This is a genomic window from Acutalibacter sp. 1XD8-33 (assembly GCF_003612555.1).
GTDB lineage: Bacteria > Bacillota > Clostridia > Oscillospirales > Acutalibacteraceae > Acutalibacter.
In genome coordinates, this window is the sequence record NZ_RAZF01000007.1 from 1 (window position 1) to 26190 (window position 26190).

Genomic DNA, 26190 nt, shown 5'->3' on the forward strand with positions numbered 1-26190 from the left:
GGGGGGCGGAGAAATCCGCCCCTCTTGCTTTTTTGTGGTGTGTGTTTTGACCGCCGGCTGGGAGGGGTTCCGCCCCTCCACCCTGCCAAACTTTTTCCTTGGCTGACTGAATGTGTTAAGGCTAACCAGGGGAAAAGTTTTGCAGACTTCATTTCACGAAGTCTTAGCTTTCTCCAAAAGCTCACAGGGTGTGGGACGGAGTCCCATGACCTTGCCGCAGCTGCCGACCTTTGCGGCGGAGGCTACACAGTATAGTAAACGCACTTGAAAATCGATATATACCGATTTTTAAGCTGGACACCTACGCCGCCTGGTTCAAAAGAGATTCTACTTTTTTGAATTGCGTTAACTATATCACTTCCGAAAAGCAAAAAGCAAGAGGGGCGGATTTCTCCGCCCCCCTCGCTTTTATGGGGTAATCATAAAATTTAGGTGAGTTGAAACCTTATTCAGCCGGAGCGGGGTCCGGATCCGGAGTGGGATCGGGATCCGGTGTCGGATCAGGATCGGGCGTCGGATCAGGATCCGGAGTGGGATCGGGATCCGGTGTCGGATCAGGATCGGGCGTCGGATCAGGATCCGGAGTAGGATCGGGGTCCGGCGTGGGCTCGTCACCCTTCACAATGTAGTTGTTGTAGGTACGCACCATCATGCAGGCGCCCTGCTCACGGATCAGGTTACCCAGAGGATTGAACTTGCCGCCGCCTACGCCGTTCACGATACCAGCGTCATAAGCAGCCTTCACATACCCCTTGGCCCAGTTGGAGATCTGAGCGTTGTCCACAATCGCGGATACATCCGTGTTGTCGTGGTCCAGACCAGCCCACTCAACCATGATCTTCGCGGCCTCTTCACGCTTGATGATGTCCATGGGCGCGAACTTCCGCTCGGCCAGGCTCTTACCATTGATATAGCCCTTGTCGTAGCAGTACTGCACAGCAGCGGCTGCGGCGGGGAGCTGTACCTGCTCGCTCACATCGGTGAAGGTGTAGTTGCCGGGATACATCTCCAGCAGCTTCGCGTCAACATTCTCGCCGTTGACGGTATCGTCGGAGGCGATCAGGCTGGCGCGGGCAATCACCAGAGCGAACTGGTAACGAGGCATAGCCTGCTTGGGAGCAAACTTGGTGCTGCTCACACCGTTCATCAGACCCAGGTTCAGGGCCTCCTTCACCTGATCGATCATGCTGTCCGGAATAGTGCCCAGATCAGTGTAACGGTCGGCAGGATTTCCGCTGGGAGTAGTCGTGGGTGTGGCGGTGGGAGTAGCGGTAGGAGTCGCCGTGGGTGTGGCAGTGGGCTCGCCGCCGGCAATGGTGGCGGTCAGCTTGTAGGTGTACTGAGTGCCGTTCTCAGCGGCGATCACGATGTCGATGCCATCGGTGATGTCATACTTCAGGTTCGCGTCATCCTTGTTGAAGGGCTTGCCGTCCACGGAGGCGATTGTCGCCAGGTCGTTAGTGGCAATACGCAGGGTGACGTTCTTCAGATCAGAACCGGCAGGCAGTTCAACCTGGGCGCTACGGTCAGTGCCCTCGTTGTTCACCTTGGCGGTGACCTGGTCTACAATCAGGCTGGTGATCACCGCGTCGCCATTGGGATCGGCGATCTTCAGAGCCAGCTTGTAGGTGTTGAAGCCGGTGCGAGCCTCGTTGTACACGCGGATCTCGGCCTCTTGGGTCTTGATGGGACCCCACTGGTAGTTCATGAACTTATCTTCCACGCCGTCGCCCATGCCGGTAACCTGCGTAGAAATACCGGTGTTGGGATCGAAGGTGTACAGCTCGTTGTTCTTCACGTAGAAGGTAGTGGGATTCACGGTGTCGGCGTTCTTCTTGGCAATCCACTGGGCCACGTCCTGCTCCTGCTGAATGAGGGCCAGGGTGGTGAAGTTGGTGGGAGCCATGGCGCCGGTGTCCACACCGGGACGGAAGAATGTGAAGCGATGGTCCTTCACGGCGTCGATTACCAGAGCGCCGTCGTCAGCGGTGAAGTCGATGTTGAAGTAGTGGGGGCCGCCGATGCTGGTGCTGGTCCAGTTGTAGCTATAGGGCACGGTCAGGGTAACGGTCTTGAGGGCGTCGTTGAAGTCAACGCCGGTGCCGTTGGTGGAAGTGACGGACTTCAGGAAGTCCTTCTCGGAGTAGGTGTCGTGCTTTACGGTGATGTAGTAAATCGCACCAGCCGCATCCTGGCAGTTAGCCGCAATCCAAGCCTCGTTGCGGCCAGCGGCCTTAAGCTCCTCAACCTTCTTCTCGCTGAGGACATACAGGACCTGGGTGTTCGCATTCACCTGCTCGGGGTTGAACACTTCGCCGTCCCAGGCATGGAAATTATCGTTATCAAAGGTGAACACCTGGGGAGCGCCACCGTTATTCTTGCCCTGGGCAGACTGATCCAGCATATCCAGGTTCAGGTTGTCCAGGAGGGCGGTCTTGTCATAGATCTTCGTGCCATCGCCCAGGTAGACCCGCTCGCCGGTGATCTTCAGGCCGGCGAAGTACAGGTCGCCACGGTCGGCCTGAGTGGAGATGTTGTCCACAGAATCCGCAGCATCCAGGAAGTCCTGGGGCATGTGGATGGTAACAGCATAGGTATTGCCCATGCTGGCAACAGGAGCAACCTCAATATTCCGGTCCACGTTCTTGCCGTTCACAGCGCCGATCGCGCCGATGTAGGCGGAATCCGTGGGATTGATCAGGCCGGGGTTGTCGTCGGCGGGGTTGGTATTCGTGTTGTCGTTATCGGTGTTGTCGTCGCCATCGTTCGGCCAGCCATCCTCATAGTAAACGGTGTTGCCGTTGGCCTGCTTCATGATGGAATTGGTCACGGTGTGTCCGCCGTATACCAGGTCATCGTCCACAGCGGTGGTAGCAAGACCCTCGCTGAAATCGATCTCCGCGTCGTCGCTGGTGCCCAGAGTGGGAATGGGCTCCAGAGTCAGGGTGTAGCCCTGAGCGCTGGCCTGGGCGTCGCCGTCGCGGCCATTGGATACGGTGAAGTAGAGCACATGGGTGTTGTCAACCTTGAAGTTGGGGCTGGTCACGAAGGGAGTGTAAGGCTGACGGTCGCTATTCAGAGTGTAAGCCTCGGTCCACCAGCTGCCGAAGGTGGTAAAGCCATTCTCCAGCTCGCGGTAGTTATACTCGCTGATGGAGCTACCGGGAGTGGTAGGCCACGGCACGTTATAGCCGTTGCCAACGCCCCACAGGCTCTTGCCCACCCAAGCGGTGGTGCGGCCGTTCAGGTTGGAAGCGCCGGGAGTAACCACAGCGCCCTCGGGAACGTCCATCACCAGGTACAGGCCGCGCAGGTCAGAGTTCAGCTCGTCGGGATCGTCATAGGCGTTCTTGTATTTGCCAGTGCCTACAGCTGTGGCAGGCGGGGTATCTGTAGAAATGGGGAACCAGCTGGGGTCAGCGTCCACACCGGCAGCGGGAACGGTAGGGGTGAACTTCATGGGAGCGCCGATCTGGTCATCGGTGCCGGTAAGGGTCGGCCAAGCGTCAATATTGGTCTCGAGGTTTGCTATAGCATAAGCAGCGCCAGCGGTAAAGGTAACAGTAGCCGCAGTTTCCTCATCAACGCCAGCCTGCCCACCATCGGGAAGGAATTTCAGTATTGCCTCAGCGGTGCCGCCCTGAGCGATAGTAGCGGGATAATCACCCTCTGCCACAACAGGAGCGGTATAACCGGTAACAGCGCCACTATCATCGCTCAGATTAGCCTTCAGCTGAAGTTTGTTGGTAGTGCCATCCACAGCCAGCACCAGCTGCACCTTAAGGTCGCCGGTCGGAGTAACAGCGGGAGTGACAGCCTGCCAGGCAGATTGAACCTCTGCGGTCACATAAGCCGCAAAAGCCTCCAGGTTGGCATCTTCCATAGCCAGAGTGGCGGTAAGGTTATTGTTATTTGCTGTACCACCTCCGGCAGTGCCAGTGTTAGCCAACACAGTTTGCGCGGCAGTTTTCAGCTCAAAGCCGGTGGAAACCAGGCTGGGATTGTCAGGATCACTATTATCCGGCCAAGCCAGAGTGGGGTCAGCCGCGCCCTTGGTAAAGGAAGCGGTCACGATGGTCTTGGGGGCGCCGTCCACGCTCACAGAGAACACCAGCTGCTTCGGGGTCGCAGTATTCAGAGCGCCGTCGGCAATGGCCTCGTTGTGCGCAACGCCATTGGTATCGATGACGTTGGCGCGCAGTTTTGCTGTGGCGCCGTCATACTGGATGCTCAGCGGGATGTCCACAGTTTCGTTAATCGTATAACCGCCAATAGCGGCGCGAGCGGTCAGCCGCTGGGTGATAGTCGCCGCAGCGTCGGCTTCCCAGGTCAGGGCCAGGGTCTTGTTGGTGTTGAACTGGCCAAAGCCGGTGGTTTGCGGATTGGTAGCATTCCAAGCGAAGCCAGCGTCATGATGAGCGCCCTTCACGTTGTTGTAGTACTCAGGAGCCAGCTGGAACTTGAAGTTCCGGTCGGTGTTGTTCTTGGTAGCAACGGCAACAACAGTGCCGTCATCCTTCACCAGCTTGATGCCGGAAACCTTGGGAGTGGTGCCGGTGTTCTGGGTGGGCTTCTTCACATGGATGGTGTAGTCGTAATCCTTGCCGTCTGTGCCGCGCAGGCGCAGAACGAACTTGGGATCCGTGCTCTCATCAATGCGCACATTGCTGATTACAACAGCATCGCCGGGCTTGCCCAGACGGTCGCCTGTGGGATTCACAGGAGTAACCGCCCAATAGGAGTTGCTGACCAGACGGGCGTCCTGCGCGGGGATAGAGGCCAGCTTGGTGTTCTCCACCACGGCGGAGATACGGGCGGGATGCTGGCCGTCGCCGGTGCTGAACTCGAAGTCATAGCTGACCCAGTACTCCAGCTCGGTGCCCAGGGGGGCGAAGTTCTCAAACTTAGCCTGATAGCCGTTGATCTGCAGCTCCTTCAGAACAGGAGCGCCAGTGGGCTGGCCCCTGCGGATCACAATCTTCACGTCCTGGAAGAACGCGCTGCTATTGATGCCCTCATCGTTGGGAGCCATGTTGCCCAGGGTCTTGACAGACAGATAGGCAATCTTAGCAATGGTGGATCCGGGCATATTTACGAAATTGATCAGGTTCTCGCCGCTCTGGATGGGGTAGTCGGCGCTGTCGCCGCCCTGGGTCCAAGCGGAGCGGGAGGCATAATAGCCAACATTGCCGCCGGGAACATGACCGGTGTCACTGCCGGGATCGGTGTAATCATAGGGATCTTCCACGCGGACCACGTTATTCTCCTTGGCAAAACCAACGCGGAGCTTCGTGGGGAGGCTGTCGAAGGTGTCGGCGTCCATGTCGATGTTGTAGGTGACAACGCCATCGGTGTCCACGGTCTTGGAGCTAAAGCCATACCACTTGCCCCGGGCGTTCGCGCCGGAAGCGTCAACCTTCACCTCGTTAAGCGCGTTCTCCTGGACGAACTTCACAACGTAGTTCTGGCTGTGGCCGTCCCGGGCGGTGACGGTCAGTTTGCCCTCGCCGTTCACGGTGGTGGGAGCCACATACTGCACGCTGGAGTACACGGAGTTGGGCACGAATACCCGGCGGGCCAGCTGGTTGTTCAGCTCTTTGTTGCCGTTGCCGTTGATGGCCTTGCCAGCGGGGGCAACGCCCTCTTCGTAGATGCCGTCGGTGTTGACAACGCCGTCAGCCTGGCCGAACTTACGGCCAGCAATGTTGGGGGCGGCCACAGAAGTGCCGGCGCCATCGCCGAAGCCGGCATTGGCAAACCGCATGCCCAGGGGCAGGGTGATGGTGATAACCCGGTTCTCGTCATCCTTTACATAGCTGATGCCGGAGAACTTGTAATCGGTATTGCCGGAGCGGAACTCCTGGTTCACGATTACGTCCTTGATCAGGGTATCATCGTTAGGCTTGGTGACCTCGGTGGTGATGTTCAGCGGGAAGGAGGTCTCCTCCTTCGTCTCGTTGTTCACCAGAATGAAGGTCACCTGATAGGTATCGGTGTCTTCAGTGGTGGGTTTGCCGTCCTTGTCCACAGGAGTGGCCTCCGCCAGGAGGTCCAGCATCGGGAAAGGAGCGTAAACCGTGGTGCTCCGCACCTTCAGTTTGGCGCTATAGCCCGCCTCATAGCTCCATCCAATAGACACGGTGGTCGCGTCCTGGACAGTAGCAGAGAAGGAGACAGCGCCGTCCTCTGCCGTCTGCGCTACAGCCGCACGGTTATTCACCGTGATGTTGAGCCCCTTCGGCGCACCGGGCGCCGGCGTGGGATCTTCATCCGCAGCCGCAGCACTGAGCGGAATCATTGCGACGACCATCAGAATGGCCAGAAGCGCCGCAAGTGATTTCTTCAGAAACTTGCTTTTGTTCATGATTTCAACCCTCTTAAATTTTAGATTCTCATAGGGCGGCTTTCCGCCCCTGAGTGGAAGTTAACTATATACTCACATTCGTGTGGAGGGGTGAAAGAAAAACGGCGCTTCTCAGCCCCTATAGGGGAGAAAACGCCGTAATTACACTATATTTTGTAGAAAAGCAACTATTTTAGCCTCAGACCTTAAAGTCCACATGTTGAATGGTGCTGGCCTGACCGTTTTCTTTTAGATAGAAGCCGGACTTGCGCACCATGGCGTTTTCCTGTCCGTAGGAATTTGCCAATGTGAACTGGGTGTTCTGGCTGCCCAGGAAAATCGCGCCTACACCGGCCTCAGAAAGAGAAAGCAGCTTGGGTTCGCCATTGCCGCATTGGGTCCAGACAGAGAGCCGGGAGAAAACCTCATCGTTTTCGTCAATCCAGCCGTTGCCGTCCTGGTCATATTGGGCTAATTCCTGGAAACCATCTCCGGTTTTCGCGCCGAAAAGCTCAGAACCGTCATTAATCCTGCCATCTCCGTTTTTATCCAGGGCCAAAAAACCACTGCCCCAGTTTAGGTTGGAGAGTTCCTCTTCCTCGCCATCGCAGTCCAAATCAAAATAGAAGCTCACATCGGACAGAGAGGCCGCTTGGGTGTCCAGATTAATCACCAAGGGGTCGGTGTAAACCTCCTCCTTGCCCACCATATGAAATGCAGCCTCAAAGTTTCGGGACATTTCCATATGAATCCCGAAGTTTATGGTACGGCCGTCCTCGGTGACCGCTGTGCCCACAGAAGAAAAAGCGGTGTGCTCTTCCCCGCGCACAAAGCCGGACTGAATGGTCTGCCTGGTCCAATGGCCGTTTATCGGACCGGAGAGACTGGCCTCACTTCCGGAGGAAAAGGAGACCCCTTGATAGCCTAAAGCTGCCTCTGTGTAGCGCAGCCCACCGGAAAAGTTCCAGGAGCGGGAGCCCTGGCTCCCAAAGAGATCTTTCGAGCCATAGGAGGTCCGCCTGCCGGTAATCCGATCCAAAAGCTCCATCATTTTTCGAAGCATCTGCACTTTGGGATCCCGGTCAATGCTGGCCTGGATGTTGCTGAGCCAGTCCTTTCCCCCTACCGAAGGGGCGAATCTATTTCCGGACTCCGGCCTGGCCTGTTGTGTGGAATCAGACTGTACCCCCTGGCCTTGAGACTCTTGTGATGCTTCCGCCAATTCCGGTCTGCCGGAACTGGTGAATAAGGAAGTCTGGCCGCTCACCTCCAAATGCCTAGTCCGGACAGAAGCAACCGCCGCGCTGGTAACTCGGGACTTCCCGGTATTGCCGTCATATTGCCGGGTGATGGTCAAAGCGTCTGCCTGTGTCTCAGATTTGTAGGAACGGGAAGAGGCCATAGCCACAGTGCTGTCAGCAATTCGCATAAAAATACCTCCCTTTTCGGTTATTTTCCAAATTTACTCCTTATATAATTAATCGGCACCGAAGAGAAAAAATGAAGAAGCGGCGGGGCTCCCAAAGAAATTTCATTGGCGAAGATTGGCGCTATGGCGGCTTAGATCGGAAAATGGAGGTTTTGACGGTCCCCTTGCTTTCTGAAAAAGAATCGGATAAAATGGGACCATAAGAAGGATCTCGTATATGGAATTTCAGATGACTCCCCGGGGGAATGACGTGGGAAGAGAGGGGAAAGAGAAATGAACTTGTTGCTTGCTATTGATGGGGGAGGAACAAAGACTGATGGCGTACTCCTGACGGAGGAAGGGCGGATTCTGGCCCGGGCGCGAGAGCGGGGCTGCAACCCCAATGATATCGGCTTTGAGGAGGCCTGCCGCGCTCTGGGCCAGGTGACAGGAGAATTGCTAAAGCCTTATGGAGGGGTGGGGCAATGTGCCTTGCTGGGGGCCTTTGCAGGGATTTCCGGGGGAACTATTGGGGAGTACCGCCAGCAGTTCCGAGATTTCTTTCAGAAACTGCTGCCCGGATGCCGGACTGTGGAAATCCACAGCGACGCCGTCACCGCCCTGTCCAGCTGTATAGGTCACCAGGACGGGTGCGTGGTGATCTCCGGTACGGGTTCCGCTGCCTATGCCCGACAGGGGGAGGCGCTGTTCCGGGCGGGCGGCTGGGGATATTTGTTGGACAAAGGGGGCAGCGGCTATGATTTTGGGCGGGACGTGCTGTACTACAGCCTGTGCGCGGCGGACGGCCGGGGGAGGGATACGATTTTGCGCCGTCTGGCGGAGGAAAAACTAGAAATGCCGGTAGGAGACGGAGTGGGAGAGATTTACCGCCGGGGCAAGCCTTTCATAGCATCCTTCGCGCCGCTGGCTTTTGAGGGGCTTCGCCTAGGAGACTGGGCCGCTCGGGAAATTTTGGAACGGAATGTGAGGGAGTTGGCCCGGCTGCTGAACGCTGTCGGAAACAGGTTCCCGGGGGGAGAGCGCCCTGTCCGGACAGGGCTGGCCGGAGGACTCTTTCAAGAGTTTTCCTGGATGGAGCCGGTACTCCTGCCCTTACTGGACCGGCGGCATGAGTTTATCCGTCCCCAGCTGCCCCCAGTATTTGGCTCGGCGGTAGAGGTCATGGCTGCGGCGGGGCTAGAACCGGGTCCAGAGTTCTTCCAAAATTTTCAGGAGTCCCTAAACTGCTGCTCCTGCCGAGAAAAGGAAATCTAAGAGAAAATGCTGCCTGAAAAGCCAGTGTACAGCCGTATACTGGCTTTTTTTGCGTAGAAATTGCCAATTAAACAAACAAGTGTATTGATAAATCTAAAAAATTAAATATATTAAAGAAAAAACTTAAAAAAATCAATTTTGCTATTGACTTTATTAATTGAAGAGGATATAATGCAACTATAGAGAGCGCTCATAGGAATACGATGACTGAATGGGCAGACCATGTAGGCCTGCGGAAAGGAAGAGAGGGAATTCCATGTCAACACAAATATATCACGCCCCAACCCAGTGTCCAGTGTGCGGCAGCCGGATGCAGGTGACCGGATTAAAATGCGGCCGCTGCGGCACGGAGCTCACCGGCAGTTTTACGCCATGCCGGTTCTGCGCCCTGGAAGAGAAGCATCTCCAGTTTGTAGAAGTGTTTCTTCGGTGCCGCGGCTCCATCAAGGAAGTGGAAAAGGCCCTGGGCGTCAGCTACCCTACCGTAAAAAATATGTTAGACGCGGCTTTGGCCGCCCTAGGCTTGGATGAGAAGCCCGAGTTTCGCCAGGTGAGAACTCAGGAGGAACGATCCGAAATTTTGTCCCGGCTTTCTCAAGGAGAGTTGGACGTGAACGCCGCCATTGAGGCGCTGAACCAATTGAAAGGTGGGAAATAACATGTGCGAGAGAAATCGGGCGATGCCCATTTTAGTCAAGTATATGGAGATGAATCGGGAAAATGCCCTGCGCCTGGCTGCGGAAGAGCGCTGGGAGAACATGATTGAGAAACGGAGCAGGAAAAATACCCATGGAAGGCGGGAAAGAAAATGAATGACAACAAGCGCTCGATTTTGGAACTGCTGCAGCAGGGAAAGATCTCCCAGGAGGAGGCCAACCGCCTGCTGGCGGCTTTGGAGGACGAGGAAGAGCCGGAGGCGGGCGATATAGCCGCCGAGGAGAGTCTGGATGGGCAGACAGCCGAAGATGACCAAAGGGAGCCAGTGGTTGTCGCCAATGACGGCGAGAATAGAGTGATGGTATTCTCAGATGGGGACGTCCAGATCACGGATGTAAACGGAGAAAGCGCGAACAGCGACCAGCCGCCGGTCTCCCTGACTCTGCACCCGGATCAGGAAGAAGTGCCGGTCATGCCGGTTCTGCCTACACTTCCAACGCCGCCTACGCCCCCAACCCCTCCCACGCCTCCTACCCCACCCACGCCGCCGCAGGCCGGCAGCGCCGAGGATCTGGATGAGTACAGAAAGACCCAGGAAAGCTATGCCAAAGAGCTGGACGAATACCGCCGGGAGCTTCAGGAGAACCAGAACCAGTACGCCCAGGAGATGGAAGCCTATCGGCGGAAGCTGCGGGAGAGCCAGCGGGTGTATGAGCAGGAGCTTCGAGAGAAGCAGGAGCAGGCCCGGCGGCAGATCCCCGTAACCGTGGTGGAGGATGTCCCCAGGAAGAACACGAGCTTCTGGCCCCTCACCGACGAGGAATTCAACCACATTTACAATGAGGCCTATAACGGGATCTATAACCCCGCCTATGACAGGCTCTACAACAAGTTCGGCCCCGGAACCGACGGCTTCCGGGAGGAGGTGAGGCGGATTGCGGACGAAGCCGAGAAAGCCGCCCAGGCCGCCGTGGAGAAGGCACGGGAGGAAAAGCGCCAGGGCATCCCGCCCCAGGATATGGAGGACCGGGCCTGCGGCTGGCGGGAGAAGATCAACAGCCTGGGCGAGGAGATCAACCGGGCCATGGGGGGCATCGGCGAGGAGATCACCGAGGACCTCAGCGACGCCATGGAGGAGATCTCCGACACCATCGGCGAGCTGAAGGACTCCCTCTGGGACTTTGTGGAGGCCTGGAGAGAGCGGAAAGACGATGAGGACGATGACGAGGACGAGGATTTCCTGGACTTTGGGAACGACTTCCCCTTTGGAGACGATGACGGGGAGGAAAGCGAAGAGCCCCAGCCCCAGGCCGGATGTGCCCAGGGCTCCAGCGAATGGGAGAATGGCCAGTGGGTCCACCGCCTCACGGTGAAGATGAACGCCCTGGAAAAGCTGGACGTGAACTGGCTCTCCGGCTCTGTGGAGATTGTTCCCTGGGAGGGGGAGCTGGTGGAGGCCGCAGAGTACTGCGACAAGCCCCTGGAGCTCCACGAGATGATGGTCTTGGCCCTCAAGGACGAGGAGGCCATGAGCATCCAGTTCACCCCCAAGATCAGCGGATGGAAGGGGATCAGCATGAGAAAGTCCAAGCGGCTGGTGGTGCGGATCCCCCGAAGCCTCAGCGAGAGCATCGAGAAGCTGCGGGTGGAGACCGTGTCTGGAGGCGTCACGATCCGGGAGCTGGCGGGGGAGAGCATGGACATCTCCTCTGTGTCGGGCCGGGTGGCGGTCTCTGACCTGCGGGCCGAAGTACTCAATATCCGCTCGGTGTCCGGCGGGGTGCTGACGGAGAACCTCTCCGCCCAGGTGCTGAAGCTGGGCACAGTCTCCGGCTCAGTGGAGACGGAGCGGGCTGCCGCCGAAAAGGCGGAGCTGTCCTCTGTGTCGGGGCGGGTCATGGCCCACGCCAACGCGGAGAAGTTCAAGGTGCACACCACCTCCGGCCGGGTGGAGCTGACGGTGGACCAGTGCCCGGAAAAGGCGGAGTTCAACTCGGTTTCTGGAGAGCTGCGGCTGAACCTTCCGGAAAACGAAGGCTTCACGGCGGAGTTCAACTCCATGTCCGGCGGCTTTACCACGGATTTCCCGGCGAAGATCGAGAAGGACGGGAAAAAGAAGCGGGGCCGGGCGGTCTATGGCGGCGGCGGCACGAAGATCAAGATGAACACCACCTCCGGCGGCATGAAGCTCATGCGCAGAGAAAGCTAGGCCCGGTCCGACCGTGCACAGACAGGTAAAGACGATTTTTATAGTAAATTAACTTAAGAACCGACAAAGCTGGTTTTTAAGTTCGGCGGCTCAGGAAGTGTTCCCTCCCCGCCTAGTTCAAAAGATTTTTTTGGACTTGATGAACTATAACTGGGTGACTCAGGAGGGAGCTCCTTTCCATCTGGCGCAAAAGGGATAGAGTACTTTTTAAACTGCGTTAACGATACAGCAGAAGGACGGGCGGGATTTTTCCCGTCCGTCCTTCTTGAAAAAACAAAAAAAGACCGGATCCCGCCACAGGCGAAACCCGGTACTTTTTTCTGGAATTTACAGCTTAACCACGTTTACAGCACGCAGCTTTTCGCTGTTCTTGGGGTCGGGCTCAGTCTCGAAAGTGACCTTCTGGCCCTCTTCCAGAGTCTTGAAGCCATCGGCCTGGATAGCGGAGAAATGCACAAAAACGTCCTCGCCGCCCTCGTCGTTGGAAATGAATCCATAGCCCTTTTCTGCGTTGAACCACTTGACTGTACCGTTCATGTTCGGCACCTCCATAGAAATGTTTCGTATCTGGGTAGCCAGCCGGTTGCCCGGCCCAGGTGCTCTGGAAATCAGAACTCCCCTGACTAAAGAAGGACTCACAGCTTGTGTAAATCATCAGACGCTCAATGACTTACAGAAACTGTGAGTGCATTTTCGTGCTATCAGAATACACGTTAAGTATACCATTCCCGGTGGGGTTTGTCAAGCGGTTTTAGCAGATTTTCTCAGAGGTTGCCCGTTTCCCGAGAAAAAGGGGTTTTGGCAAAGACCTCCATCACTGGCTGGCGGGCCCAAAGCCCGGGGGTGATGCGTACCGAATAGCCAAAGCCTGGATCACAGAGCCAGTCCTGGGGCTGGGCCTGGGGCAGCCCGAATGCCGCCAGCAGAGAGGTCAGAACGCCCGCCGGGACTGCCAGCACGGTTTCGGTCAGCCCCCGGGAGATAAGATTCTGCACCAAAAGCTGAAACCCGCCGCAAATCCGGTTAAAAAACACCTGCCCGCTCTCCCCGTTGGGAGGAGAGGCCTGTCCGGCCAGCCACTGGGCAAAACGGGGATCCCCCTGGAGTTCGGCGGCAGTCTTGTTCTCCCAGTCTCCGAAATCACATTCCGCCAGTTCTAGAATGACCTCCGGCTCGGCTTGTGGGTAGAGGATCTTCAGGGTATCTACACAGGCCACAGAAGGGCTGGCGCAAAAGAACCGGGCCTCTGGATAGGCAAAATCTCTTTTAAGCCCAGCCAGCTGGGAGACGGAGCTCATGGCCAGAGGCGACTGTCCCTGGCCTATGTAACGGCCTTCCAGAGTCCCCTGGCTGGGCATAGAGCGCAGCATATGGATGGTGTAGGATTTCATAGCGCCCTCCTGAGAAAGTATTTTGGACAAAAATTATAATACCGGGGTTTCCCCGCTTTTGCAAGGGGAAGAAAGCAGTTCTTTGCCCATCTTTCCCGTCATATGCTCAATGGAAAGTGCAAATACGGATGTTGCGGCCCAGGATTGGAGGATCTCTTGTTCCCGATTGGACTCGGAGTCTCCGGGGTAATATTTCAGCATCAGTTTTTCCATAACAGTTCGGGCCTCGTCTCCCTGAAGCACCCGGATCTGCCCGAAAACGATTACGCTTAGATAGGCGGTGGTGTATTTTTCTGGGATCACCCGGTCTTGCCCTACCACGCAGAAAGAGGCTTTGGAGCATCTCTTGACGGCGTCCATCTTGTGGCCGGATTTGGCCCCGTGGAAGTAGAGGGCATGGTCGTGGTACACATAGCTGATGGGCAGGGCATAGGGATACCCCTCGTCTCCCAGCAAAGCCAGCACGCCAGAAGTCCCCTGTTCTAAGAGTGCCACACAGCGGGCCTCAGACATCTGTTGATTTTTTCTTCTCATTTCCCGAAATAGTCCCATTGCAGATCCCCCTTTCCATTTTGATTATTTTATCATATCAGACCGGTTTTCGCAAGGCCTGGGAAAGATCCTGCCCAAAGCGCCTCTCTTTTCCTACGGGAGAGCGCCGGACTTCTCCAAGCTATTAGAGAATAATTTACAGGTCCAGCTTGAAAACATCCGAGGAAACCGCTATAATATTACGAAAAGGAAATTATCGGGAGCTGATTCCCATTGGAGCCAAAGGTTCTCAGGGCATTGTGTGGTCTGGATATGAAAAACCTGGCTCTGCTGAATTTCGGTTTCCGTTGGGATGTAGTTCCATAACCTTGCCCCCCCCCCGCTTTACCGCCATGAAAAAGGGGGATGGCCGCCGGCAGAGATAGCCAGAAATTTTTAGGAATCTGAGGTATTTCCATGCTGCAAGTGAGCTTTTTCGCCTTTCTAACGTTTTTCTGTGTATTTGTGGGAGTGATGCTCCATGAGCCCCGGGGCCTCTGGAGCGGCGTCACTTTCTTCCTTATGATGCTCAGCCTGGGTGGATTCCTGCTGACGGCCGCCGCCGTTTACTGGGACTGGCTGTCCGCCCACACCATCGCCGTCTGGGCGCTGCTAATTCTTGCCGGATTTGCAGCTCTCTTCGTGCTGGCCTTTCCGCTTCTCCTTTTGATCCTGTTCCTGATACAAGGGATTCGAGTGGTCCGCCATGAGGGCCTGAGTCCCGCCAACCTGCTCTCTCTGCTGTTTGCGGGGCTCTGGTTCGGGTTTCTGTTCATCTGGCCGGCAGTGGGTGTGTGGGCAAAGGATTCCCTGGGTTCGGCCCTCTATCTCATAGTCAGCCTTTCCGCCGTGTATCTGCTCTCCCTCATGGCTATGTACGCCCTTTCGACCATCCTGAATCTGGTCCACCTGCGGAAAAGCCGGAATCTGGATTATATTGTAGTTCTTGGGTCGGGATTGAACGGGGATCGGGTGACGCCTCTGCTGGCGGGGCGCATCCAGCGGGGGATCCAGTTACTGGAGAAAAATCCCCAGGCCAAGATGATTCTCTCCGGAGGACAGGGCCCGGGCGAGGACCTGCCGGAAAGCGACGCCATGGGGGCCTATGTCGTGGAAAAAGGCGTAGACCCAGGCCGGATCCTCCTAGAACGGCGATCCACGTCTACAGAAGAAAACCTGCTGTTTTCCCGAGAAATGATGGAGCCGGGGCCGAAGGGGAAGGCCCCCCGGGTGGCTCTGGTCACCACAGCCTATCATGTGTTCCGGGCGTTGATTTTGGCCAGAAAGCAGGGGATGAAATGTGTAGGCTTCGGGGCCAAGACCAAGTGGTATTTTACCCTGAATGCTGTACTGCGAGAATTTGCCGGGTATCTGAAGCTTACCAGAAAGCGGCATCTCCGGGTGCTGTGCTCTATGGGAGGCCTGGTGCTGCTCCTATACCTGATTGCCGCATAGTTTTTGAGAGTGATACGGTGTGGCCTTCGTACGCACAGGTCGCGTACTACGGCAAGGTCGTGGGGCTCCGCGAGTCTCGGCTGCTGCCTCGGTCGGTTCGCAGCTTGTCTGCAATACTTGGCTTTGCCAAGTATCCGGCAGAACGCTCACCCCCACACCCGCGCCAGCTTAAGGCCAGCTGGAGCGGCCAATGCCCACCAGGGTAAAAGTTTCGTCCACCTTTTCAAAGGTGGCGGGGTTTTCAGGGGTGGAACCCCTGAACCGCCGGAGGCCATCAACACTCTCAAAGAGTATGCTTTTTGAGAGAAACCGGTTTTGGACATTTGCCTTTCAGAGAGCTTCCGTAACGCAGTTGAAAAGAGGGGAAAAATTCTTTTGAACTGCCTTAACTATAAACACCAGTTTCCAAGTGCGTTTCCTATAAAAAGCCTCTGGGCAGAAGAAGAAAAATAGCCGAAAGCCATGGGGAAGCCGCAAAGCTACGGCATTCTTATGGCTTTCGGCTGCAAAAGGGCAGCAGATTCAACGGCAGACGGTGCGAAAGCACCTCTCAGGTTGCGTTTGCAGGCAGTGAATACAGGTGTTTCAACCTTTATTGACCGGAACCTCTCCGGCGTTCCTCCAGCAGGATGCGCCGGATGGTTTTCTCTGTCAGATAATAGGCCTCTGCCAGCTGGGCGGCGGATTCCCCTCCCTGGGCCCGCTGGAATATTTCCCGGTTTCGATGGACGATTTCGGCCTTGCTGTTGGTGCGCTGGCCCCAGGCCAACCGGTTCTCCGCTTTGCGTGGAATGTACAGATAGGCCCCGTCCACATATTGCTGCAATTCTCTGAGCAGTTCCGCAGGTAAAATCTCCTGCGCCCGAACATAGCGCATAGTGCTCCTCCTAAAAAGTTTTCAGGATGAGCAAAGGCTATCGCGCCTTATTTTTTCGCCATAGCCCTTGCTATGGCCGAATTACGTATCGGGTCAAAACGGCGATCCCCCTTTTCCCTGTTTTTTCTATTATACTTTTTCTTTGCGTCCTTGGCAAGCGCGGGTTCTCTTCTGTATGGAGATGGGTCCCGCCAGCCCGCCCGGATTTGGCCCAGAAGTGTCTCCGGGCTTGCATCCCGTCAGGGTCAGGACTTATACTGACAGAGGCGGGTCAGCCCGCTGAAACTGCCAGAGAGGAGGGGCTTCCTTGCGCTGCGAGATCTGCGGCAAGACCACCGTGTTCGGCAACAAAGTGGCCCATAACCGAATGTACATTGCGGGCCGGACACCCAAGAAGATCAAGCCAAACCTGCACGCCATGACCCTGCAGACGCCGTCGGGGCCCAAAAGGCTCACCGTCTGCACCCGGTGTATGCGCACCCTGCGCAAACACGGGCAGGCCTGAACAGAGAAAAAGCCGGGGCAGACCGCCCTGGCTTTTCTATAGTTTTGAGATTTTGTATGGGGGGAACGGCGCGCGGGATGGCGCGTCCAGATTCCAGCTGGCACAGAGCGCCTTTTGGCTAGTACGCTGGCGCGCTCAGCTGGCTGGTTCCGGTTTCCAGGGCGCTTTTTCTCTTGCAAAAAGCGCCCTCTTTGCGCAATTCTTGCGCAAATTCACCCGCAAAAATGCGCTTCTCAGGTGTTAAGGTCAAGGACAAGACCTTGGAGGCGCTGAGTCTCAGCTGCCGCTTCGGTCGGCGACGGGAAATCGCCACTGGCGATTGTCGCCCTCCAAACCACCGCGAGCTTTTGAAGAAAGCTAAGACTTCGCAGAGCGAAGTCTGCAAAACTTTTACGGTGATTCGGTTAGCTCGTCAAACAACATGAAATGTTCACGACGAGCAAAGCGAGGAGTGGGTAAAAGTTTTTGATCAAACTTTTTTCAAAAAGTTTGTGGGGTGTGGGGTGAAACCCCACGGCCTTATGGCAAATTACCGCCGGTTCAGACCAGCTCCGCCACAATATCCCCCATCCGGGCGCAGCCAACCAGCTCCGCGCCGCAGTCCGGGGTATAGATGTCCTTTGTGCGGGCCTTTGTCAGGGCCTTGGCCGCGGCTGCTTCGATGGATTCCGCCGCCTGAGGCTCGTCCAGAGAGTAGCGCAGAAGCATGGCCCCGGAAAGAATGGTGGCCAGGGGGTTGGCGGCGTCCTGACCTGCGATGTCCGGGGCGGAGCCGTGGATGGGCTCATACAGCCCAAAGCCGCTGCCGCCCAGACTGGCCGAGGCCAGCATCCCAATGGACCCGCTGATCATGGAGGCTTCGTCAGAGAGGATATCCCCGAACATGTTAGAGGTGACGATCACGTCGAACTGGGCGGGGTCCCGCACCAGCTGCATGGCGCAGTTGTCTACATAGAGGTGGCTTACCACCACCTCCGGGTATTCCTTGGCAATGCGGTTCACAGTGGCCCGCCAGAGCCGGGAGCTGTCCAATACGTTGGCTTTGTCCACGCTGCACAGTTTGTGGTTCCGCTTTTTGGCCATGTCAAAGGCTATCCGGGCAATGCGCTCTACCTCGGGCTCGCTGTAGCGCTCCGTGTCGTAGGCAGATTTCACGCCGTCTTTTTCCTGGGTGCCCCGGTCGCCAAAATAGATGCCTCCGGTGAGCTCCCGCACCACCATGATATCCAGGCTTTCGCCGATCACCTCCGGCTTCAAAGGGGAGGCGTTCCGCAGAGGTGGAAAAATCACAGCCGGACGCAGATTGGCATAGAGCCCCAGCGCCTTGCGGATGCCTAGCAACCCCGCTTCCGGGCGGTTGCTTCCAGGCTGGTTGTCCCATTTGGGACCGCCCACCGCCCCCAGCAGCACAGAATCGGCCGCTTTGCAGGCGGCTACGGTCTCTTCCGGCAGAGGGACTCCTGTGGCCTCAATGGCCGCGCCTCCCAGCAGTGCATAGGTGTATTCCAGAGCGAAGCCGTGTTTTTCCGCGGTTTTGTCTAAGACCTTTATGGTTTCGTCTACGATTTCCGGTCCAATGCCGTCGCCTTTTAAGACGGTGATGCGATAAGTTTTCATGAAAAAGGCTCCTTTACAAATAAGTTATGTGAGAATGTCAAGAGTTCCATATGGGGTAAGGCGCCGCCAGGACAAGCCGCAGGGCGAAGTTCAGGGGCCCCTTATTCCCGGTAGGTTTTGGCGAGTCCGCCCTCGCTGGTCTCCCGGTATTTGCTGAACAGATCCCGGCCTGTCTCATACATGGTCTTAACCACCATGTCAAAGCTGATCTTCCTGGTATAGGTGAGGAAGTTCGCCAGGCTCAAGGCATTGATGGCACGCATACCCGCCACAGCGTTGCGCTCGATACAGGGGATCTGCACCAGTCCCCCAATGGGGTCACAGGTCAGGCCCAGGTGGTGCTCCATGGCCACCTCGGCGGCATACTCGATCTGGTCCAGATCCATATGGTAGATCTCCGCCAAGCCTGCCGCAGCCATAGAACATGCGCTGCCGATTTCCGCCTGGCAGCCGCACTCCGCCCCGGAAATAGAGGCGTTGGTTTTGATAATGTTGCCGACAATCCCCGCTGCCGCCAGGCCCTTGAGCATCTGACGGTCGGAAAAGCCCTGCTGCTCCTGCTTATAAAGCATCACGGCCGGTAGTACGCCGCAGGCTCCGCAGGTGGGGGCGGTGACGATAGTGCCGCCCCCTGCGTTTTCTTCGCTGACGGCAAAGGCATAGGCACAGACTTTCCGGTTCTCCCGGGTTTCCTTGCTCTCGTCTATATGGCGCTGACGGTTCAGGTACATGGCCTTTCGCTGGACACCCAGTCCTCCGGCCAGCTCCCCGTCTTTGCGGATTCCCCGGTAGACAGCTTCTTTCATCGTCTCCCACACTTCTGAGAGGTAATCCCAGATCTTCGGTCCCTCGCACTCCTCCACATACTGCCAAAGGTAGATATCCCGGTCCCGGCAGTACCCCTTGATTTCGGTGAAGGTGGAGAGGGGGTAGACCTGGGGCGGGTCGGCCTCCTTTTGGCCCTCGATCTCGATTTTGCCGCCCCCCACGCTGAACACTCGCCACCGCCCCAGCCGTTCCCCCAGCCGGAAGGCCTCCAGCTCCATGGTGTTGGGGTGGGGCAGATCTACTGTGTCCGTGTCAAAAAGGATCCGGGTGGGGACCGGCTCCAGGGCCTCGGTTATGGCCACATCGGTGAGATGGCCCCGACCGGTCTTAGCCAACGAGCCATACAGCGTGGCCTGAAAGCTGTCTGCCTCCGGGTACGCCGCCAGAAAGCGCTCTGCCGCCCGGCCCGGCCCCATGGTGTGGGAGCTGGAGGGTCCCCGGCCAATTCGATATAACTCCTTAAGAGATTCCATACTAACCTCCTTTTCAAAGGTGGCAAAGTTGCGGGACAAGGTCATAGAGCCGGCATCTATCTCGTCACGGGCCGAAACTTGGCAGAGTCAGTTTTTCACACTCGGACGCGCCATGTGTTAGGCTTTAGAGTAAGTTTAGGCGGCTCAGTCGCGCCCCAAATTTATAGATATTGATTGAACTCAATCCGTTCTCGGTTGGGGCCTAGAACGATAAAGAATCTTACCCCATTTTCCCAAAAGGGTAAAGATTCTATCCCGTTGCTAACGATCTCCAGGCCCTGCTCCTGGGCCAGGGCGTAGGCAGACTCCACATCGGCCACGTCGATGGCGATATGGTCGATGGCACCGGAACGCATAGCGGCCTGCCCGGTTTCGTAGACTTCCATAGTCAGACCTTGAAGGCGCAGAAAGGCAACCCTCTCGCCGGCCTGGCGGTTTATCGTTTCATATACGTTCTCAAAGCCAAGATCCGTGTAGAACTGAATAGTTTTGTCCAGATCGTTGGAGGGCAGGCCAATGTGCTGCAGGCCGTTCGCGTAATCTCCCAGTCTCATAAAATGATTCCCCCTTTACCGGCCAGTAATTCCGGCCACGATTTCCTCAGTTTTCATGCCTCGAGACCCTTTGACCAGCACCGCGTCTCCAGGCGCCAGCTCTTTTTCCAGAAAGGTGACGGCCTCTTGATTGCTGCCCGCCGTATGGGCCTCGGGCCCATAGCCCAGGGCTATGTCCTTTGCCAGGCCTCCCACAGCGAGAAGCAGGTCCACGCCGTGTTCCCGGGCATAGCGGCCAGTTTCCAGATGCCCCTGGCGGGAAAAATCCCCCAGCTCCCGCATTCCAGCCAAAACGGCAATCCGCCGGCCGGAGACAGGTCTCCCCGCTAGCACGTCGATGGCGGCGCGCATGGAATCGGGACTGGCGTTATAACTGTCATCAATGACTGTGACGCCTTCATGCTCTGTAATCCGCTGGCGCATGGCGGGAGGCTCGTAGCCTTCCAGCGCTCGGGCTGTGGTCCCCAGGTCCTGACCCAGATAGTCGGCTACGGCCAGGGCGGCCAAGGCGTTGCGCACGTTATGCTCGCCCACCACCGGCAGGTTGACCCGCTGTTCCCGACCGTCCGGCGCTACACAGGTAAAGGTCAGATAGCCGTCCCGTTCCCGCACATCTTTTCCCCGCCAGCGGCAGGATTCTCTCAGGCCAAAGGTTACCAGTTGGCAGGAAATTCCGGTGAGGGTGGGGAGCAGGTCGTTGTCGCCGTTGACGAACAGGGGCGCGCCGTCAGGGAGGTAGTCCGCCAGATGGACCTTCTCCGCCATGATATTCTCCCTGGTTTTCATGAATTCAATGTGGGAGGTGCCGATGGTGGTGATGACCCCGCAGGTGGGGCGGACTACCTTGGCGATCCGGGCCATCTCTCCGGGGATGCTCACCCCCATCTCAATGACGGCGGCGGTGTGGAAGGGCTCGATCCCACATACCGTAATGGGGACGCCGATCTGGCTGTTGGCATTTCCTGGGGTGCGGTGCACCTGAAACCCGGCGGAAAGGCCCTGGGCGATCATCTCCTTGGCGGTGGTTTTGCCCACGCTGCCGGTAATCCCCACGATGGGCAGGGTAAACCGGCCCCGGTAGGCCGCGGCCACCTGCTGAAGGGCGGCGCGGCAGTCCTCCACCAGCACCAGGGCCCTGCCCGGGGGGCAGTCCACCGGATGGTCCGTGAAGCTGGCGGCGGCTCCGGCGGAGAGGGCGTTGGGGATGAACACATGGCCGTCGATATTTTCCCCCCGGATGGGCACGAACATCATGCCGGGCGCGGCCATCCGGCTGTCGGTGAAGAACCGGGTGACCTCTGTCTCCGGGCTGCCGGACAGAAGCCTGCCGCCAGCGAGCGCCGCGATCTCAGAAACCGTCATTTTCATAAAAACACCTCACACAAGATAAAGGGATCGTCGTGGGCAAAAGGCTTTGCTTATTGCATCACTCAATGCATATGCTTTTGAGCGTTCATATTTTTATATGGGCGCGTAGGTGCGCGCGCTGGCTGATTGCGGAGCACCGCGCCAAGCAGGCGAATTGGCTGAGATACTGCGCCCAGAGCGGGCTGGTTCCGGTTTCCAAGGGCTTCCCGTCTGCTCCGCAGCCGGGATAGGGGACCCCCGACGAGGGTCCCCTACGCAAAACGTCCCACGGGGACGTTTATGCTACCCTCCTGCGTTATTTTGTCAGGTGTTAAGGCAAGACCTTGGAGGCGCTGCCTCCAAACCTCCGCAACCTTTGAAAAGGTTGACGAAACTTTTACCCTGGTTAGTTGTGTGCGATAAAGCTAACCAAATTGACCGGTCCAGCTGGTCTTAAGCTGGTCGTCGTGTGGGGGCGAACCCCCACGACCTTGCCGGAATGCGCGGCAGACTTGGCTTTGCCAAGTCTTGTGCGCATGGAGGCCACTCCGTATGACTCTCAAATTAAAAAGCCTTTCCCGAAAAGCAGAGGGCCCCGAGAAGGCCCTCCGCGTTCTGTACCAATCAGGCCAGCGACCCCATGGGATCCCAGGGCTCCAGCTCGATGGGGGCCTGCTCCAGCTCGGCCCGCTGCTCCTCGGTCAGGTACTTCTTATGTACCACCACCTGATAGGTGTACTCGTTGAACCAGTCATCGCTCATGACATAGTAGCCGTCCACGCCGGCCTCCTTGCCCCAACTGTTCTCCACCCGCCAGCGGGTGGGCTTGCCGGACTCGTCCAGGTTCACCCCCTGGAACACCATGGCGTGGGTCATCATGCTGTCACCGTAGTCCAGGCGCTGGGCCTTGTTCATGCCGAATTCCGTGCCGAAGAGCTGGTCCGCCCGCAGGGCCTCCAGGTCCATGATGCCCCCCTCCCGGATGGAGCATTTGCCCACGTCGCAGCCGAACCACACGGGCTGGTTGTCCTGCATCTGGCGGATGGCGGCGGCTTTCAGATCCTCGATGGGCAGGTTCAGGTACTTCACCGGGCGGCCCTCTACAATGTTCCCCAGCATCTTCACGGTGAAGGTCCTGTGGAAAGGCTTGTCGGCGGTGGTGGCGTTGATGAGGCTCACGTAGTCGCCCATATCCCAGCCTACATACTTCTCAAAGAAGGTCCTGCCGGTGAGGCCCTCGTCCCGGATGAATTTCTTGTCCTTGTCCCGGACCTCCAGGGTGAAGGTCTTGGGGGGATTGCCGAAGGCGATGCACAGCATATTGTAGATATTGCAGAGCATGACCTCCTTCTGGTTCCGCAACTGTTCGGCGGTTTTTCCGGCGGCGTGGCCCTCCCGCAACACGCAGGCGAACTCCCGGAGCTTGCGGGTCATGTAGGAGGTGACCTCCCAGGTGGAGGAGGAGCAGGCGGTCTCGGGCATGGCGTCCTTGGGGACCACGCCGTACTTCTCCACCAGATTGCACAGCATATCCCACTGGCCGCCGTCGTTCAGGGGAGCCTGCAGCAGATGGGCGATCAGCCGGCCGTTGGTGGGTTCATCCAGGGTGTCCAGGATGGTCTCCAAGAAGTAGTTGGACTTTTCCAACTTGTCGTAGAAGAGGGTGTAGTTCTGGGAGAGCTCGAAATGCTCCAGGTTCAGCCTGCGCATGACCTCCACCCGCATGGTGTTCAGGGCGGCGAACATCCAGCACCGGCCGGAGCCCTTCTGGTTGGTGATCTTCCCGGTCTCCAGCTGGACGGAGAACTGATGCCGGTCCTCCCGTTGGACGAAGGGGTCCGTGGCGGACTTGTTCACGCCGTTCGACGTGACGGCCAGCTGGGCCACCCGCTTGGCAGGGTCCCGCTGGAAGTCGCTCTCAAAGGATTCCAGTTGTGCTGCTTCGATGGATCTGTTCATTTTTCTTTCCTCCAAATTCCCTTATTTTTTGGTAGACCTTGGGGTTTCACCCCAAACCCCACAAACTTTTTGAAAAAAGTTTGATCAAAAACTTTTCCCCTGCTTCCTCACTTCGTTCGTCGCAGACATTTTAACGTTTTTCACATAGTCCCAACACATTACGCGGTCCAGGGGCGTTAGGCCCCTGGTAGGGTTTGGGACAACGTCCCAAGATCTTGACCTTGACCTTAACACCTGAGAAAACAACGCAGGAGGGTAGCATAAACGTCCCGGTGGGACGTTTTGCGTAGGGGACCCTCGTCGGGGGTCCCCTGTCCCGGCTACGGAGCAGACGGGAATTCCCTTAGCCCCGGACCCCGCTATCTGAGCGCACGAGCGTACCAGCCAAAAGGCGCTCTAGGCCAGATGAAATCTGGACGTGTCGTCGCGCCCGGAAGGCCCCCATACATCAATAAAAATTGCATCATACCTTTTGGATGGGCACCCACACCTCGTAGCGGCTGCCCTGGGGCGTATTGGCGTATTCCTTCTCGATCTCGTAGATCAGAGACCCCGGACCGTCCGCCCGGACATAGCCCTCCGGAGCGGGCACGTGTTCCGCGTACCCGTTGCACCGGCCGTTTCCCGCGGGACCCACGGCCTCCTCGTTGGTCTCCATCCATTCGGTGGTCACCGCCAGATAGTCCCCGCCGGGGAAGTCCATCAGGGTGTAGCCTTCAGGCACATGGCCCACATTCTTCACGAAGAGGCCCTGGAAGTACACGTCTCGGCCCTCCTCGTCGTGGAACCAGATGTTGGTGGGGCTTTTGTCCACTGCGTAGGGCAGGATGGGCCCGTAGCCGCCCTTTTGGAAAAAGCCGTCCCAGATGGCCCCGAAGTCGGAGTTCTGGTCTATGATATTGGGATTCCCCAGAAAGGTGAAATCCTCCAGGTGTAGCTGGTAGGTGATGATTTTCGGTTCGTCCATTGTGGGTTCCTCCGTTTGTGATTGCTGTTAGACTGACGAAAAGGACATGAGTATGGTTTGGCCTCCGGGGGCTTCGCCCCCTGCGGCGAAGGTCGCGAGACTCTGCTAGGACGCGCTCTGCAAGGGGCCTAGCGCCCCTTGACCGCATCACTTTGTTCAGTTGAACCCAGCAGCTCTTGGATAACCACCCGCTCGTCAAAGGGGTGCTTCACCCCCTGGATCTCCTGGTAGTCCTCGTGGCCCTTGCCCGCCAGGACGATGATGTCCCCGTCCTGAGCGTTTTCCAGGCACCAGCGGATGGCCTCCCGCCGGTCCGGGATCTCGATATATTTGCCGTCGGTCTTGCTCATGCCCACCTTGATGTCCGCGATGATGTCCAGCACGTCCTCAAAGCGGGAGTTGTCGGCGGTGATCACCGACAGGTCCGCCAGCCTTCCGCTGGCCTCGCCCATCTCGTAGCGCCGGACCTTGGGCCGGTTGCCCCCCGCCCCGAACAGGCAGATCAGCCGCCGGGGCACATACTCCCGCAGGGTGCGCAACAGGCTCTCCATGCTCACGGCGTTGTGGGCGTAGTCCAGCAGCAGGGTATAGTTTCCTGGCACGGGCACCGGCTCCACCCGGCCCTTCACCTTCACGGAGAGCAGACCCCGCTGCATAGCCTCCACGGGGATTCCCAGCTGATGGCAACAGGCGATGGCGGCCAGGGCGTTGTAGGCGTTGAACTGCCCCGGAATGCCCACCTGGGCGGTGAAGTCCAGGTCCCCGGCCACATGGAACTCCACCCCCAGAAGGCCGGGCCGGTTCAGGTGGCGGCAGTCCTCTCCCCGCAGATTGGCGTCTGGGCCCATGCCGTAGCGGTAAACCTGGCAGCTACTGTGTGCCAGGAGCTTTTCCACGCTGGGATCGTCGGAGTTTACCACGCCCATCGGGCACATGGAGAAGAGCATGGCCTTGCAGGCAAGGTATTCCTCCATGTCCTTGTGCTCCACCCCGCCGATGTGGTCCTCGGAGAAATTGGTGAACACCCCCATCCGGAAGGGCAGGCCGTAGACCCGGTGGTCCTTCAGGCCGATGGAGCTCACCTCCATCACGCAGTATTCGCAGCCCCCGTCCGCCATGCGGCGCAGGTGCTTCTGGACCTCGTAGCTGATGGGGGTGGTGTTGTTCAGGGGGACCACCTCGTCCCCCATGGCCGCGCCGATAGTGCCGATGATCCCGGTCCTGTGACCGGCGGCCTCCAGGATGGAGCGGATCATGTGGGCGGTGGTGGTTTTGCCCTTGGTGCCGGTGATGCCGATCACCCGGATATCCTTCTGGGCGGGATCGCCAAAAAAGGCGGCGCTGAGAAGGCTCAGGGCCTTTTTGCTGTCGGGGACGAGAATCACCTGGGCCCCGGGGGCCTCCACCGCCTCTTCGGCGACGATCACCCGGGCGCCGGCCCCGGTGGCTTTTGCGGCGAAGGAGTGGCCGTCGGAGGCCGCGCCCCGCAGGCACACGAACAGGGAGCCCGGAACGGCCTTCCGGGAGTCGTATACGATCTGGGAGATCTCGGCCTCCTCAAAGCCCTGGGAGATGCCCAGGGGGGCCAGAAGTTTGGAGAGCAGCATAGAAACCGTCCTTTCGTGGGGCAGGGTGTAAAAAGGTATTTTTTTGAGAGTGTTGATGGCCTCTGGCAGCTTAGGGGCGTTGCCCCTAAGAACCCCACCACCTTTAAAAAGGTGGACGAAACTTTTACCCTGGTCGGCTTGTCAAAACACATAAAACCTTCACGACGAATGAAATGAGGAGTGACAT

19 protein-coding genes are annotated in these 26190 nt (G+C 57.7%); 6 read left to right on the forward strand and 13 right to left on the reverse strand.

Translation table 11 applies throughout. The features are described from left to right. Positions 1-445 precede the first annotated feature (445 nt). Together D7X94_RS07120 and D7X94_RS07125 are read right to left on the reverse strand one after the other, a co-directional pair. Positions 446-6364, reverse strand: coding sequence for an S-layer homology domain-containing protein (locus tag D7X94_RS07120; protein WP_120427041.1), 5919 nt, complete (start codon positions 6362-6364; stop codon positions 446-448). 178 nt (positions 6365-6542) lie between these two features. Then, positions 6543-7772 carry a hypothetical protein gene (locus D7X94_RS07125; RefSeq protein WP_120427042.1) on the reverse strand — a complete coding sequence of 410 codons (1230 nt, stop codon included), beginning with the start codon at positions 7770-7772 and terminating at the stop codon, positions 6543-6545. Positions 7773-8045: 273 nt separating this feature from the next. On the opposite strand from D7X94_RS07125, the gene D7X94_RS07130 reads away from it, so the two are divergent. The 4 genes from D7X94_RS07130 (at position 8046) to D7X94_RS07140 (ending at position 11892) form a co-directional block, all read left to right on the forward strand. Next, the gene (locus D7X94_RS07130) at positions 8046-9026 is read left to right on the forward strand and encodes a BadF/BadG/BcrA/BcrD ATPase family protein (RefSeq protein WP_120427043.1); all 981 of its coding nucleotides are present in this window, start codon (positions 8046-8048) and stop codon (positions 9024-9026) included. Between the two features lie 256 nt (positions 9027-9282). After that, positions 9283-9684: a DUF2089 domain-containing protein gene (locus D7X94_RS07135; protein ID WP_120427044.1), complete on the forward strand. Its 402-nt coding sequence runs from the start codon at positions 9283-9285 to the stop codon at positions 9682-9684. A 1-nt stretch (position 9685) separates the two neighbouring features. Beyond that, complete coding sequence (locus D7X94_RS18385) at positions 9686-9838, forward strand: hypothetical protein (protein ID WP_158590933.1); 153 nt, start codon at positions 9686-9688, stop codon at positions 9836-9838. Then, a complete protein-coding gene (locus D7X94_RS07140) occupies positions 9835-11892 on the forward strand; it encodes a DUF4097 family beta strand repeat-containing protein (protein ID WP_147401675.1) in 2058 nt (685 codons plus the stop codon). The genes D7X94_RS18385 and D7X94_RS07140 overlap by 4 nt, the downstream gene beginning before the upstream one ends. A 327-nt stretch (positions 11893-12219) precedes the next feature. Here D7X94_RS07140 and D7X94_RS07145 read toward each other — a convergent pair whose 3' ends face one another. From D7X94_RS07145 to D7X94_RS07155, 3 genes are all read right to left on the reverse strand, one after another. Then, complete coding sequence (locus tag D7X94_RS07145; RefSeq protein WP_120427046.1) at positions 12220-12429, reverse strand: cold-shock protein; 210 nt, start codon at positions 12427-12429, stop codon at positions 12220-12222. Positions 12430-12656: 227 nt separating this feature from the next. Then, positions 12657-13283 (reverse strand): histidine phosphatase family protein, encoded by a 627-nt coding sequence (locus D7X94_RS07150; protein ID WP_120427047.1) that lies wholly within the window; start codon positions 13281-13283, stop codon positions 12657-12659. 33 nt (positions 13284-13316) lie between these two features. Beyond that, positions 13317-13835: a pyridoxamine 5'-phosphate oxidase family protein gene (locus D7X94_RS07155; protein ID WP_120427048.1), complete on the reverse strand. Its 519-nt coding sequence runs from the start codon at positions 13833-13835 to the stop codon at positions 13317-13319. 396 nt (positions 13836-14231) lie between these two features. Between D7X94_RS07155 and D7X94_RS07160 the strand changes: the two genes are divergently transcribed. Continuing rightward, on the forward strand, positions 14232-15269 hold the full coding sequence (locus D7X94_RS07160) for a YdcF family protein (RefSeq protein ID WP_120427049.1): 1038 nt from the start codon (positions 14232-14234) through the stop codon (positions 15267-15269). Between the two features lie 592 nt (positions 15270-15861). Here the strand turns inward: D7X94_RS07160 and D7X94_RS07165 are convergent. Beyond that, on the reverse strand, positions 15862-16146 hold the full coding sequence (locus D7X94_RS07165) for a CD3324 family protein (protein WP_120427050.1): 285 nt from the start codon (positions 16144-16146) through the stop codon (positions 15862-15864). 307 nt (positions 16147-16453) lie between these two features. Between D7X94_RS07165 and rpmB the strand changes: the two genes are divergently transcribed. Then, positions 16454-16651: a 50S ribosomal protein L28 gene (rpmB, locus tag D7X94_RS07170; RefSeq protein ID WP_120427051.1), complete on the forward strand. Its 198-nt coding sequence runs from the start codon at positions 16454-16456 to the stop codon at positions 16649-16651. A gap of 540 nt (positions 16652-17191) precedes the next feature. On the opposite strand, the gene leuB is transcribed toward rpmB, so the two are convergent. From leuB to D7X94_RS07205, 7 genes are all read right to left on the reverse strand, one after another. Beyond that, on the reverse strand, positions 17192-18268 hold the full coding sequence (gene leuB / locus D7X94_RS07175) for a 3-isopropylmalate dehydrogenase (protein ID WP_120427052.1): 1077 nt from the start codon (positions 18266-18268) through the stop codon (positions 17192-17194). Positions 18269-18369: 101 nt separating this feature from the next. Beyond that, entirely contained in the window at positions 18370-19569 is a 1200-nt protein-coding gene (locus D7X94_RS07180; protein WP_120427053.1) for an L-serine ammonia-lyase, iron-sulfur-dependent, subunit alpha, read from the reverse strand. Between the two features lie 161 nt (positions 19570-19730). Beyond that, complete coding sequence (locus tag D7X94_RS07185; protein ID WP_120427054.1) at positions 19731-20123, reverse strand: VOC family protein; 393 nt, start codon at positions 20121-20123, stop codon at positions 19731-19733. A gap of 15 nt (positions 20124-20138) precedes the next feature. After that, a complete protein-coding gene (locus D7X94_RS07190) occupies positions 20139-21491 on the reverse strand; it encodes a UDP-N-acetylmuramoyl-tripeptide--D-alanyl-D-alanine ligase (RefSeq protein WP_120427055.1) in 1353 nt (450 codons plus the stop codon). A 603-nt stretch (positions 21492-22094) separates the two neighbouring features. Next, a complete protein-coding gene (locus D7X94_RS07195) occupies positions 22095-23429 on the reverse strand; it encodes an aminopeptidase C (protein WP_120427056.1) in 1335 nt (444 codons plus the stop codon). Between the two features lie 463 nt (positions 23430-23892). After that, positions 23893-24396: an effector binding domain-containing protein gene (locus tag D7X94_RS07200; RefSeq protein WP_120427057.1), complete on the reverse strand. Its 504-nt coding sequence runs from the start codon at positions 24394-24396 to the stop codon at positions 23893-23895. Positions 24397-24524: 128 nt separating this feature from the next. Beyond that, entirely contained in the window at positions 24525-26003 is a 1479-nt protein-coding gene (locus tag D7X94_RS07205; protein ID WP_120427058.1) for a UDP-N-acetylmuramoyl-L-alanyl-D-glutamate--2,6-diaminopimelate ligase, read from the reverse strand. Positions 26004-26190: the final 187 nt, after the last annotated feature.